We start from the raw sequence: 13,909 nt of genomic DNA on the forward strand, positions 1-13,909 counted from the left end.
GACGAAGGAAATTTTATGCCTTTTTTGATAAGAAAATGACGGGCAGCTATGACTTGGGCCTTTTCCCTGGTTTCATTCCCCAGAATACCACATTCATCAGAACAACGAGCAGCGCAACCGCAGCCATTGCAATCCAGAATCCCATATCAAGCCCAAACAGAGAACGTGTTCCAAATAAGCGAATCCAAATATTTGTCCAGTTCATTTTTTCTCTCCTCCTAAAGCATTTGGCCGTAATGACGCACATAGGCCTTTTTCATACTGGTCGCCAGCGCCATGTAAAGCAGGATACACGGAATCAGGTATGCAAAATAACTGGCCGGCAGCGCCGCAAACCCCAGCAGCTTTCCAATTTCTGTAAACGGAATAACTGTAAGAACTGCAATTCCGGTACAGGTTACCAGTGTCAGCAAAGCAGATGCACGGCTCTGGATAAATGGAAGCTTTGGTGTACGGATCATATGAATAACCAGCGTCTGGCTCCACATAGATTCTACGAACCAGCCTGCCTGAAACATTGCAGCGTAGGCCGTCTGCATCCGCAGCAGCTCTGCGCCGCCAAAATGACTGGCCAGATCGTTATACAAAATTCCCCCTGATACGAACCGGGGACAGAACACAAAATACATGAAAATATAAGTTACAAAGTCAAAAACAGAACTGGTGGGCCCAATCCAGATCATAAAGCTGCCCACAGAGGAGGCATCCCATTTACGGGGCACGCGCAGAAATTCTTTGTCCACATTGTCCCAGGGAATCGCAGTGCAGGACAGGTCATAAATCAGGTTCAGAACGATCAGCTGAACACTCATCATTGGAAGGAAAGGCAGCAGGGCCGAAGCTGCCAGCACGGAAAACATATTTCCAAAATTGGAAGAGGCGGTCATTTTGATGTATTTAATCATGTTGGCGTATGTCTTTCTGCCCTCAATAATCCCTTTTTCCAGCACCATCAGATCTTTTTCCAGAAGAACAATATCCGCGCTCTCTTTTGCCACATCTACCGCAGTATCCACAGAAATACCGATATCCGCAGATTTCATGGCAGCCGCGTCATTGATACCGTCTCCCATGAAGCCGACCGTATGACCGGCCCTGCGAAGGACTGACACCACACGTACTTTCTGATCCGGGGTCAGCTTTGCAAAAACCTCCGTCTGTTCAGCAGCCTCGGCAAGTTCACGATCACTCATTTTCTCCAGATCAGAACCTAAAAGCATATTCCGTACATTCAAACCGACCTGGGAGCAGATCGTACGGGTTACCTTATCGTTATCTCCTGTCAGGATCTTCGTTGTCACGCCATATTCCCTTAACGCCGAGATTGCAGCTGCAGTTGTTTCCTTAGGCGGATCAAGAAAAGCCAGATATCCCAGCAAAACCATATCACATTCATCTTTTACACCGAAAGCGCCAGCCGGAGACGGGCTGTTTTTTTGTGCAATAGCCAGGACGCGGAACCCTTTATCATTCAGAGCATCCACTGTTTTCAAGATCATGTTCCTCAATTCCTGCGTCAAAGGCATAACCTCTTTGCCATACTCTGCAAAAGAGCACACAGACAGCATTTCCTCCACGGCTCCTTTCGTGACCATCTGTGTTTTTCCGGTTTTATCCCGAACTACTGTGGTCAGACGGCGGCGTGTAAAATCAAAAGGAATCTCATCCGCTTTTTCATAATGTTCTGAAAGATCAATCAGCCGGGGATCTTCTGCTTCCTGCTCTTCCGTTTTCTTAATGATTGCCACATCCATCAGATTCTTATAACCCGTCTGAAAAAAACTGTTCAGGTATGCATGGCGCAGAACCCGCATATCTTCCTTCCCGCTCACATTCATATGATATTCAAGCATCACCTGATCCTGGGTCAGAGTGCCTGTCTTATCGGTACAAAGAATATCGATTGCCCCAAAATTCTGGATGGAGTTAAGATTTTTCACAATGGTCTTTTTCCTGCTCATGGAAACAGCGCCCTTTGCCAGACAGGTCGTGACGATCATCGGCAGCATTTCCGGAGTCAGTCCTACTGCAATGGAGACAGCAAACAGAAATGCCCCAAGCCAGTCCCCTTTGGTGATTCCGTTCATCACAAAAACCAGGGGAACCATAACCATCATAAAACGGATCAGCACCCAGGACACTGCATTGACACCCTTGGTAAAATTCGTCTCTGCGGCTTCCTCTGCCACAGAGGAGGTCATAGAACCGAACAGGGTATTATCCCCCACTGCAACAATGACACCCACTGCGCTGCCGGAGATGACATTGCTTCCCATAAAAGCAATATTGGCATATTCGGTTATGGAATCCCGCTCTGCCTCAGCTGTTTTTGGCATTTTCTCTATCGGCTCACTTTCTCCCGTCAGGCTGGACTGGCTGACAAACAAATCCTTTGCCTCCACAATGCGCAGGTCGGCCGGAATCATATCCCCCGCACAAAGATGGACGATATCCCCTACAACAGCATCCTCCAACGGTATCTCAACGTCTCCCTGCTCTCTTCTGTCAACCGTGCAGGTTGTAGTAATCATGGCAAGCAGCCGTTCCGCCGCATTGCCGCTGCGGGACTCCTGTACAAAGCGCAATGTGCCGGAAATAAACACCATAGTCAATATAATAACCACTGTCAGGCAGTCAAAATCCTCTTTCTTATTTCCGAACAGTTCCATATAGGGAAAAAGCATATCCGTGATGGCGGAAACCATTGCCAGGCAGGATAAAATCACTGTAAAAGGATTGACAAAAGCTCCCACAAGGCTTTGCGCCAGTGTTTTTTTCTTTTGACGAGTCACCTTGTTCATTCCATATTCCGCCCGGTTAGCAACAACCCCCTCTGCCGAAAGGCCGCACAATGCCGTATTGACACTTTTTAAAACTTCCCTGATGGAATGTGTTGCTGCAAAATGGATGCGGCGTTTTTGTTCGTTGTACACCATGGCCGTTTCTGCGGCCAAAAACATCTGCCGGCCGCTCATTTTCTTCTTATTCATTGATCTTACCTCCTTTTTTACCGAGGCAAGAAACAGAATCAGATGAGGAAAATGGCCGTTGACCATTTTCTGCGACCCTGCCTCTGCCTCTTACTTTGCGGACTGCTGTCAGCGTTCATTTTCCCCACCTCCTGTCAGGTCTGAATCAAATCCTTCATTAAGTATAAAAAAACGCAGGGAAAATCACATGGCTAAAGCCTTGCGATTTCCTTGCGATTTAGCAATCAATGATATGCTGCTGTTTGTCGCTGAATTTATATCCAATCCCCCAAATCGTTAATATGTATTCCGGAGCATCCGGATTGGGTTCGATCTTTTTCCTGAGTTTTCGGATAAACGCCATAATATTGCTGTCGTCCAGTAAGTATTCGCTTTCCCATACCGCCTGATAGATCTGCTCTTTTGTAAAGACTTCCCCGCGGTTGCGGGCCAGAAAGTAAAGAATATCAAACTCCTTGGGCGTAAGCAAAATCTCCGCGCCATCACGGAGCACCTTCCGGGATTTGGGATCAATGGACAGCGTACCGCATCGGATGGTTGGGGTTACGGGCATAACATTCTCTGTATCTGCAAGTTCCACCATAAGCAGATCTGATCTTCCATTGATCAATGTTTCAAGGCCCTCTATCAATTCTTTTGTTCCTGCGGTATCTGGCGCAGATATAGGAAGTTTCTCCTGAAGCCATTGGATCAGAGCGGAATCCAGACTGATAAAACCAATATTTTTTTCATGGCAGATTCCTCCTCTTAAAGCAATTCATGATACTTCTTTACATACCAGTACTTTGCAAATGTCACCAGAAGCAAATACAGTAAAACTACAGCGATCAGGAAACCAAAATATGCGGGCGGCAAAGAAGTCAGCCCGATGAGATGCCCCACAGGAGTGAAGGTCATAACAGTAAAAATTAAAATTCCCAATGTCGTTACAAGCATGACAGAACGGGAAGGCTTGCTCTGGAACAATGGTATCTTTCTGGTGCGAAGCAGATGCAGGATCAATATCTGCGTCCACATTGATTCCAGAAACCATCCGGTTTGAAACAGGGCAATAAACCGCTCCTGCCCTCCGCCTGCCGCAAGGGACGCAAAACTTCCGCCGCACATAGAAGGACAAAAAACAAAAAACAAACGTGACTATATCAAAGATGGAACTTATCGGGCCGAAAAAGCGCATAAAACGCCCTAACGTCCGGCCAGACCATTCCAATGGCTGCAAATATGTATCCTCATCTACCTGATCCCAGGGAAGAACAAGACACAGAGCATCGTAGAGCAGATTCAGCAAAAGCAGCTGTACCGAGGTCATAGGAAAAAAGGGCAGAAATACACTGGCAATGACGATGGAAAAAATATTGCCGAAATTAGACGATGCTGTAATCCTGATATATTTTGACATATTAGAAAAGGCTTTCCGGCCTTCCAAAATCCCTTCCTCCAAAACATTCAGATCTTTTTTTAACAGGATCACATCCGCGCTTTCTTTGACGGCTTCTGCTGCTGTATCCACCGAAATTCCAACATCTGACTGCACCACAGCAGGCAAATCATTCATTCCGTCTCCCAGAAAACCAACCGTATGTCCATTCGACTGCAGCGTCTGAACCACTTCCAGCTTTTGTTTTGGGGACAGTTCCGCAAAAACCGCGGTACGCTCCATCCGGATCAGCATTTCATCCTCCGTCAGATGGCTAAATTCCCTTCCTGTCATGATTTCTGATGTATCGATCCCCAGACGGCGGCAGACAGAGACCGCTGCGCTTTTACTGTCGCCGGTCAGCACTTTTATCCCGACATGAAGGGATTTCAGCTTACGAATGGCATCTTCCGCTGTTTTCTTTGGCGCATCAAAAAACGCCAAATAGCCTATAAGGATAAAATCTGTTTCATCACTGGTATTTAACCGTTCCCCCTCCAACGGCTTATATGCCACAGCCAAAACCTTCATGCCGTCCTCCAGCATATCATCCACTACGGCATGGACACTTAAGTATCCCTCATCTCCCATAGCGCTGCGTCGGCCCTTGTATTCAATATAAGCGCAGCGCCGGCATACCTCATCCATGCTCCCCTTAATGATAAGCAGATTTTCCGTTTTGTCCTTTACAAGAACGCTTGCGAACTTCCGGTCATAATCAAAGGGCAATTCATCCAGTTTGGGATGTTTTGCTGCAATCTCCTGAAAGTGAGCGCTGCAGCCGGGCAAATCGCGGTATTTGAGAACAGCCGTGTCCAGATGATTCCTCACCCCGGTATGGTACAGACTGTTTAAATAGGCAAAGTCCAACACGCTCTCGCTTTCATTTCCAAGAATATCCATGTAATATTCCAACAGCACTGTATCGCCGGTCAAAGTGCCTGTTTTATCCACACACAGAATATCCATACTGCCAAACCCCTGCATGGCGTTGATATTTTTAACCACGGTCTGTTTCTGACCCATGGCATTGCTCCCTTTGGCAAGACAGGCATTGATTACCATGGGCAGCATCTCCGGGGTCAGCCCTACGGCAACTGATAAAGCAAATACAAACGCAGTAAACCAATCCCCTTTGGTAAGCCCGCAGGCAGCAAAAACAACCGGGATAAGAACAGCCATAAAACGGATCATTACCCATGCAATGGAGTTTGCACCCTGGTCAAATCGGTTCTTACCCATAGATTCCGCTCCCGAAAATCCTCCGTAAACGGCATCCTCTCCAACGGCCAAAACTACTCCTTCTCCTGTTCCGCCAATCACAGCAGAACCCATAAAAACGATATTGCTGTATTCCGCATAGGAGGAAACTATATGCCCTGAAAGCCTTCCTGCATTCTTTTCCAGAACAGCACTCTCACCTGTAATAACGGCCTGGGAAACAAACAGGTCATTTGCAGCAGTCAGACGAAGATCGGCAGGAACCCTGTTCCCGGCAAAGAGGCGAATCGTATCGCCAACCACCAGTTCCGTGGATGAGATACCCCTCCATTTCCCGCCGCGGCGCACCATCACATCCGAATGGATGATCCTGGACAGACGATCAGCTATGTGTTTTGTCCGCATTTCCTGAATCAGCCGGATCATGCCGCTGATCAGCAGCATACTCAGGATAATCAGCACTGTGGTCGCATTGCGGCTGAAATTGGAGGCGAGAAGTACATCCGTAATAAACGAAACACCCGCCAGCACAAACAGGATGATAGTAAATGGATTGATAAAAGCTCTGCGCAAACGGTAGACTGCCGTATCGGCAGCCCTTCCGTTTCGTGTATTGCTGCCGTATTGTTCGCGGTTTTTTGCAGCCTGTTCCTCATTATATCCATCTTCTGAAATCTGAAAATCCCGGTACAGTGCATCTGTGTCTGCATACGCGTAATGAAGAACCCGTTTATGTATGGAAACACCAGGGGTCATCTAACTTCACCTCCCAAGCAGTTTCTCTCATTGTACCACATAACTGTATATTTTAAATCTTGCTTTTTGCTTGTTTTTCATTTTGATAAATGTAAGAACCATAAGAAACATCAGCGCCACAAACAGCAGCCCTTTGACAGCGCAAAACAGCCAGCCTCCCATCGCCCCCAGGGACTGCCCTGAGACCAAATGGAAAGACTGGCTGTTCTTATTTTATATATTTAGGTATATGTCCCATCAATCGTCGATTACCAGGATATCCTCTCCCATGGTTTTTCTGCCCATCTTATATACCAGCTTATAATAGGTTGGAAGAAGCACCAGAGTCAGAATAGTTGCAGCAATCAGACCGCCTACATTTACAAGGGCGAGGCCCTGCATCATGGCGCCGGATTTACCATAGGCCAGCGCGTTGGGAATCATAGAAATGACCGTGGTTCCCGTAGTCATCAGGATGGGTCTCATACGTATTGCTCCCGCTTCCACAAGGGCTTTATCTAACGGCATTTCAGCAAGGAACTGGTTGACCGTATCCACATATAGAATACCGTTGTTAACTACCGTACCGACTAACATCAAAAAGCCCAGCATAGACACCATACTGATCGGACTGTCAGCTGCAAACAAAAGTCCAAAGGAGCCAATCAGCGAGAACGGGATAGTAGTCATGATCATCAGTGAGAACTTGGGAGACTCAAACTGGATAGCCATTACTACAAATACCAGGAAGATACCTGTAAGTAATGCCCCGGCCAAAGCGCCTAACTCCTCCTGCATACTCTCATCTGTAGCATTGGCCGCCATCTGAACGCCTGATGGCATATTCCAGCTGCGCACGAACTTGTTTACATCCTCTTTTGCCGTATCCTCATAACCTGGCTGCACCTGCATGGTGATAGCCACCTGGTACTGCTTTGATTTGCGCACGATCTGCTGCGGGCTGTCCTCAAAACGTATCTCAGCCAGATCCTCTAATGGAAGCGAGGTTCCTGTAGCAGTGGGGATCATCATTCCCTGGATCTTTTCAATGGAATCATAACGGTCAGGCTCGTATTCAACCTTTACATCCACATCCTCTCCATTTACTCTTAATGTTGTAGCCTTGACACCGCTTAAATTGCTGTAAAGCATGGATCCAATAGAAGCCGGCGTTAACCCCTCTGCCTGAGCGGCTACCGGGTCTACCTTTACCTTTACGATCGGAGCGGCATTTTCAATGGAGGAATGAACCTGCATTACATCTTCCCGTTTTCTCAGCTCGTTTACCAGCTCGTCAGAAGCAGCCTTTAATGCATCATAATCGGTACTCTGTAAATCTACCTCAACGGAGTTTCCGCTGCTCATGGAAGAAGACATGGTAGTACTGCCCTGTTCCAGGGTTGCAGAAATATCCTTATACGTTTCTACCTCACGGTTCCACTTATCAATCACTTCATCAGTAGACAGTTTCCTGTCATCTTTCAAATACGCACTGATGGAAACGTCATTGCCGCCACTGGTACTCAGTCCGCTGGAACCATATGTTAAGAGGTAATGATCCACATCCTCATCCTCAGCGACCAGCTTTTCAATCTGAGCCACCGTGTCATTGACCGCTTCCACGGAAAGTCCCGGTTTCGTCTTTACATTGATATTTACAATTCCCTCGTCTACAGATACCATCAGTTCCATTTTAAGCTGAGTCGCAAGGCCAAAAGAAAGAACCAGAAGAAGTAGGCTTATGCCGATAACCCATCCCGTCTTTGGTATTACTGAAGGCATATGCTTGCGGTACCAGTTCTGACAGCCTCTGATGAAACCTGCTGCAGGCGCACTCGCCTTTTCAACAGGATGCCACTGATAATAGCACAGGGGCACAATGGTAACTGCCGAGAACAACGAGGCAATCAGACTGAACACAATGGTAAAGCCCAGCTGCTTAAAGAGCTGTCCTGACATACCGGTCAGCATTGCCAGCGGAATAAATACAACACAGGTGGTAGCCGTACCGCCGATGATTGAGTTAATCATAACGCGGCTTCCTTCTATGGCCGCGTCATAGAAATTATGTTTTTCCTTCGCCCGGAAACAACCGTCCAGTACGTTAATAGAGTTATCTACCATCATACCTACGCCCAGAACCAGGGATGTCAGAGAAATAACATTCAGCGAGAAGCCCATAAGGCTCATTGCAATCAGCGTCAGCATGATGGAAATAGGAATAGATGTACCTACAATAACAGAGGCGCGCAGATCTCCATAAAACAGCCACAGAATGAGCATGGACAAGAGAATCGCCATAATCATGGTCTGATATACATTGCTGATGGATTCGTTGATCATGTCACTGGAATCATTAACTATGGTAAATTCAAGTCCCGGATTCGCTGCTTCCAGTTTTTTAAGTTCCTTGGTTACATCATTTGAAACATCAATGGCCGTTGAACTCTGCTGTTTTTTGATGGCAATGGATACAATATCTGTTCCGTTATAGCGTCCGATGGAGTCCGCATCTTCCAGGATCTGGGAGACATCTGCCACATCAGACAGATGAATCACATCTCCCCCTGCCAGAGGGATCGTGATGTTCTTTAGGCTTTCCGCATCCTCATAGTCATTGCCTGCACTGACACTTAACTCCTGCTTTCCTACCTTCACATCTCCCGCAGGAATCGTGTAATCGGCTGCGCCAACGATCTGGGCAATAGTGTTGATGCTAAGATTATACTGGGCCATTTTTTCAGGATCCAGGCGAATACTGATGTATTCCTTCTGTCCGCCTGAAAGAGATACCTCTCCTACAGAGCCCAGCTTTTCAAGCTCCGGCTGAATGTTGTTTTCCACATATGTATAGAGATTTCCGTCTACCTGGCCGCCTACCGCAAGGGTCATAACCGGAGAAGAATTCATATCAAGTTCCATGATATTGGGCTCTTCTGCATCATCCGGCATATCACTCTTTGTGGTATCCATGGCTTTTTTCAGGTTGATGTATGCGGTATCAATATTGGTTCCATACTCATATTCCACCATTATAATGGAAACGTTTTCCTGTGAATAGCTGTATACATCTTTTACGCCGTCCAGTGAGGAAATAGCGTCCTCCTGCTTGGTAGTAATCAGATCCTTGATGTCATCAGGACTTGCACCCGCATAAACCGTGCTGATCAGCAGCATGGGAAGTTCCATCTCAGGAGTCAGTTCCACTCTTGTTCCCATCAGAGACTGAATTCCAAAATATGCTATGGTAAGCAGGCACATGATGATGGTGACTGGCTTGCATACCGCAAATTTTGTAAGATTGACCATTCCTTATTCACCTGCCTTCTCTGACTCTGAAGCCGCTGTCTCAGGAGCCGCAGCTTCCTGGGTGGAGGTCTCTGTCTCTTCTGTCTGACCGTTGTCTAAAAGCACCTGCTGTCCGTCTACCAGCTCATTGCTCCAGCTGGTAATTACCTGGCTGTCTGCGGTAAGTCCGGATTTGATCTCCATGGTATCTCCATCGTAGATACCGGATTCTACCATTGTCTTTTTCGCGGTTCCGTCTTCATAGCAGTATACGAAAGCCTGCCCGTTATCGTAGTTTACCGCGTCTACGGGAACCGTCATCACGTTCTCTGCCCGATCCATTACCACAGTCAGCTTTACCTTTGCACCGTTTGTAAGGCCCGTTCCCTGACTGATGGCTGCCTTTGCATCATAAAGCCCGGTGGAGGCGTTTACCATGGCTCCGATTTCCGTCACGCTGCCCTCATATGAACTGCCGTTTTTCTCGATCGTTACCCCCTCGCCCACACTCATATTTTTCATAACCTTCTCGGTAACGCCAAACTTCACCTGAAGCTGATCGCTGCCTGAAATCACACAGATCTGGCTGGAAGGGCTGACATGGTCGTGAAGCTCCACGCCTCTGCTCTCGATCACACCGCCGATAGGCGCGGTTACTGTAGTGTACTCCACCTGCAGATCATACTGGGTCTTGGCAGTCTCATAGGCCAGACGGGCGCTGGTGGCTGAATCCTGAGCCTGCTGGAACTGCTGCTGAGATACAAAGCCCTGGGCGTATAAAGGCTGAAGCCGAGCCAGTTCTCTGGCTGCGGTATCGGCAGCAACGGAGGCAGACTGCATCTGGAGTTCCAGGGTCTTTAATGTATCTGAGTCGATTTTACATAAGACCTGGCCTGCCTGCACCGTATCTCCTGCCTGGAAATTCACCTCCAGGATCTCTCCGCTGATCTTTGGCATCACCGCCGCTTTTGCCGCCGGCTCTACTGTTCCTGTAAGATCTGTATAGAGCGTAATGTTTCCTGTAGACGGCGTCTGCACGGATACAGTGGGCCGCGTCTCGTACTGCGGCTCCTCATCATTTCCTGACACCAGTTTAAATACAATCCCTGCTGCCACTAACAGGACCACCGCACCTGCGATCAGTCTCTTGCTGCTTTTTTTCATTTCTTTCTGCCTTCCTTTCTTTTATGCACGATTTTTAATCCCTGATTCCTCGGTCCAATATGGCAAACTGCTGATATACCATGTTTTTCAGTTCCCTGGGGTCAGCGGCCTGATCCAGCTGGAGCATGGAAATCCGTATGATCACCAAAAGCCCCATTTCGATGGCACAGCGCAGCCGCTCCTCGTTCAGCTCCCCATAACCGGTCCGGTCCATGGCCTCGAAACATTCCTTTTCGCTTTTTTCCCGCAGCCTGCGCCCGCCAAACTCTGCTTCTGTCCGTACAGCCACCTCCCGGCAGGTCTCGTCCTCCAGCATCCGTCTGCAGAATTCCCAGCAGTCTCTGTAGCTTTCATCTGTCATAATGCGCTCCACCAAAAGCTCCATGGACTCATGAAACGTACCCCTCTTTTCCCGAAAGGCTTCCACAAGCCCCTGCTCCAGGCGTTCCCTTCTCTGCCGCATCATACAGGCAAACAGATCATCCTTGCTCTCAAAGTACAGATAAAAGCTGGCTCTGGATATTCCGGCCCGCTTGATCAGGCTGCTGATCCGGATTTCTGAATAAGGCGTCGTCATGAACTCTGTGTGCATTGCATCCAGGATCGCCTGCTTTTTGTAATCACCCAGATTCATGAATTTCTCTGTGGGCATTTTTTTCATCTCCTTTACCCTTAACCATTATATGGACTTTTGTCTAATTGACAATAGGCAAAATAAAATCAAATGCACAAAATTTGTGCATTTGACCCTTGAGTGTAATAATTTTTAGTTTTATTTTAGATTTTTATCTCATGTTTCCGGCGTCTGATTTCGCTGCAGGCTTCGGGCCAGAGCTGCCTCGACCCCTCCTCCAAACAGAAAATCCAGGCGCATCATCGCGTCTAAGAGCGACTCCCCGTTTATGGTGCCGTCCGATTCCATCCAGCTGATCAAAAGTCCTCTGGCAGTATACTGGCACATACTGCTGATCATCTGTTTATCCTTCCCGCAGATATCCGTCCCCTCAGCGATGCGGTCCACCATACAGTCGAAAATGACCTCGCCTGCAGACTTAAGACAGTCCCGCACCTCCTCGTTGACGGCGGACCGGAACAGATTGCAGAACAGGCCTCTGTGCTCCTCCAGATATTCAGCGCCTCTCATGCAGGCCTTCTGGGGGTCTGTCTCATTCTGGTTTACGGTCATGATCTCCACAACCCGCTGTACGGAATATTCTACATATGCTCTCAGCACCTGATAAATGTCCTGGTAATGGTAGTAAAACGTATTTCGGGAAATACCGCAGCGGTCCGTAATATCCTTGACTGTGATCTTATCCACAGGCTTTGACGAAGCCAGATCACCGAATACTTTCATGATCGCCATTTTTGTAAAGGATGCCATAGGCAGAAAATGTCTCCTGTTCTTTATTTTTGCAAAGGGATATGCCATTGCGGTTTTGATCTATTATATCGTAAAATCGTTTTCACCGCAAGGCGGAGAAAAAAGGAACTGCTCAGACATGAAAAACAGACCACGGCCGAAGAGCCTGCCCTCCGTCCGTGGTCTGTTTTCCTGTCTGCCGCTCATATGCTTTTGCGGCGCTTATACCTTAGAAAAGATTTGTATAGCCCATCAAGTCTTTATCCACCTCTCTGGCTGCCTCTCTTCCCTCTCGGATGGCCCATACCACCAGAGACTGCCCCCGGCGCATATCCCCGGCGGCAAAAACGCGGTCTGCGCTGGTCTTATAGCTGTCTGCCTGGGTGGCGGCGGTCAAACGGCTGCCAAGCTCTACGCCAAAGGCCTCTGCCACATACTCCTGACAGCCCACAAAGCCTGCGGCGATGAGCACCAGATCCGCCTGCACCTCCCGCTCACTTCCCTCCACAGGGGCCATCACGGTTCGTCCGCTTTCGGGATCTTTTCTGGAAGCCAGATTTACAAGAACCGCTTTTGTTACATTTCCCTCGCTGTCCTTGATAAATTCCTTCACTGTAGTCTGGTACACTCTTGGATCCGAGCCGAATACGGCGATGGCTTCCTGCTGGCCGTAATCTGTCTTTAAGACTTTCGGCCACTCCGGCCAGGTATTGTCCCCAGTCCGCTCTGCGGGAGGCTTTGGCATCATCTCCAGCTGAAGCACGGAAGCACAGCCCTGACGGATGGAGGTTCCCACACAGTCGTTTCCCGTGTCTCCGCCTCCGATGACAATGACGTGCTTATCCCTGGCAGATATGCAGGCTCCATCCTCCAGATTGGAATCCAGCAGACTCTTTGTGGCAGACTTTAAAAAATCTACTGCAAAATAAATTCCTGCAGCGTCTCTTCCCGGAACATCGATGTTTCTTGGATTGGAAGCTCCGCAGGCCAAGATTACCCGGTCGAAATCGCGCAGAATCCTGGATGCTTTGCAGTTTCTTCCCACATCCGCGTTTGTCACAAAGGAAACACCTTCCTCCTTCATGATCTCCACCTTCCGGTCAATGACCCATTTCTCCAGCTTCATATTTGGGATGCCGTACATCAGAAGGCCGCCGATACGGTCGCTGCGTTCAAATACAGTAACCAGGTGGCCTCTCTTATTAAGCTGATCTGCCGCGGCAAGGCCCGCAGGGCCGGAGCCGATGACAGCCACCTTCTTTCCCGTTCGGACCGCCGGGGGATTTGCCTTTGCGTACCCCTCTTTATAGGCCTTTTCAATAATGGCGTGTTCATTTTCCTTCACGCTGACCGGAGAACCGTTTAGGCCGCAGGTACAGGCTGCCTCGCAGGGAGCCGGGCAGACTCTGGAGGTAAACTCCGGAAAGCTGTTTGTCTTTTTCAGGCGGCGAAATGCCTGCTGCCAGTTGCCTGTATATACAAGGTCATTCCACTCCGGGATCAGGTTATTTAATGGGCAGCCGCTTACCATACCGCCCATCATCATGCCTGACTGGCAGAAGGGAACGCCGCAGTCCATACAGCGGGCGCCCTGTTTTCTCTGCTCCGTTTCGCTTAAGGGGAGGTGGAACTCCTTCCAGTTTTTAATCCTCTCTCTGGGGGAAACCTCCTTGCTGGTTTCCCTCTCATATTCTAAAAATCCTGTTATCTTACCCATCTGTCTGCACCTCC

General features: G+C 48.4%; 8 protein-coding genes and 1 pseudogene. All 9 read right to left on the bottom strand.

Features of this window, described 5'->3' with window-relative positions; all coding sequences use genetic code 11:
• Nucleotides 1-46 precede the first annotated feature (46 nt).
• Nucleotides 47-205, bottom strand: a complete 159-nt coding sequence (locus HW447_RS01915; RefSeq protein WP_176253622.1) for a hypothetical protein — start codon at nt 203-205, stop codon at nt 47-49.
• 13 nt (nt 206-218) lie between these two features.
• A complete protein-coding gene (gene mgtA / locus HW447_RS01920) occupies nt 219-2,990 on the bottom strand; it encodes a magnesium-translocating P-type ATPase (RefSeq protein WP_243176173.1) in 2,772 nt (923 codons plus the stop codon).
• A 217-nt stretch (nt 2,991-3,207) separates the two neighbouring features.
• Nucleotides 3,208-3,729: a winged helix-turn-helix domain-containing protein gene (locus HW447_RS01925; protein WP_176253744.1), complete on the bottom strand. Its 522-nt coding sequence runs from the start codon at nt 3,727-3,729 to the stop codon at nt 3,208-3,210.
• Nucleotides 3,730-3,737: 8 nt separating this feature from the next.
• Nucleotides 3,738-6,384, bottom strand: a pseudogene (mgtA, locus tag HW447_RS01930) (magnesium-translocating P-type ATPase).
• 237 nt (nt 6,385-6,621) lie between these two features.
• On the bottom strand, nt 6,622-9,672 hold the full coding sequence (locus HW447_RS01935; RefSeq protein ID WP_176253624.1) for an efflux RND transporter permease subunit: 3,051 nt from the start codon (nt 9,670-9,672) through the stop codon (nt 6,622-6,624).
• A 3-nt stretch (nt 9,673-9,675) separates the two neighbouring features.
• A complete protein-coding gene (locus tag HW447_RS01940) occupies nt 9,676-10,815 on the bottom strand; it encodes an efflux RND transporter periplasmic adaptor subunit (RefSeq protein ID WP_176253625.1) in 1,140 nt (379 codons plus the stop codon).
• 34 nt (nt 10,816-10,849) lie between these two features.
• Nucleotides 10,850-11,467 (bottom strand): TetR/AcrR family transcriptional regulator, encoded by a 618-nt coding sequence (locus HW447_RS01945; RefSeq protein WP_176253626.1) that lies wholly within the window; start codon nt 11,465-11,467, stop codon nt 10,850-10,852.
• Between the two features lie 138 nt (nt 11,468-11,605).
• Nucleotides 11,606-12,199: a TetR/AcrR family transcriptional regulator gene (locus HW447_RS01950; protein WP_176253627.1), complete on the bottom strand. Its 594-nt coding sequence runs from the start codon at nt 12,197-12,199 to the stop codon at nt 11,606-11,608.
• Between the two features lie 208 nt (nt 12,200-12,407).
• Nucleotides 12,408-13,895 carry a glutamate synthase subunit beta gene (locus HW447_RS01955; RefSeq protein WP_176253628.1) on the bottom strand — a complete coding sequence of 496 codons (1,488 nt, stop codon included), beginning with the start codon at nt 13,893-13,895 and terminating at the stop codon, nt 12,408-12,410.
• Nucleotides 13,896-13,909: the final 14 nt, after the last annotated feature.

The organism is Enterocloster alcoholdehydrogenati (genome assembly GCF_013282095.1).
In the GTDB taxonomy this organism is placed as follows: Bacteria; Bacillota; Clostridia; order Lachnospirales; family Lachnospiraceae; genus Enterocloster; species Enterocloster alcoholdehydrogenati.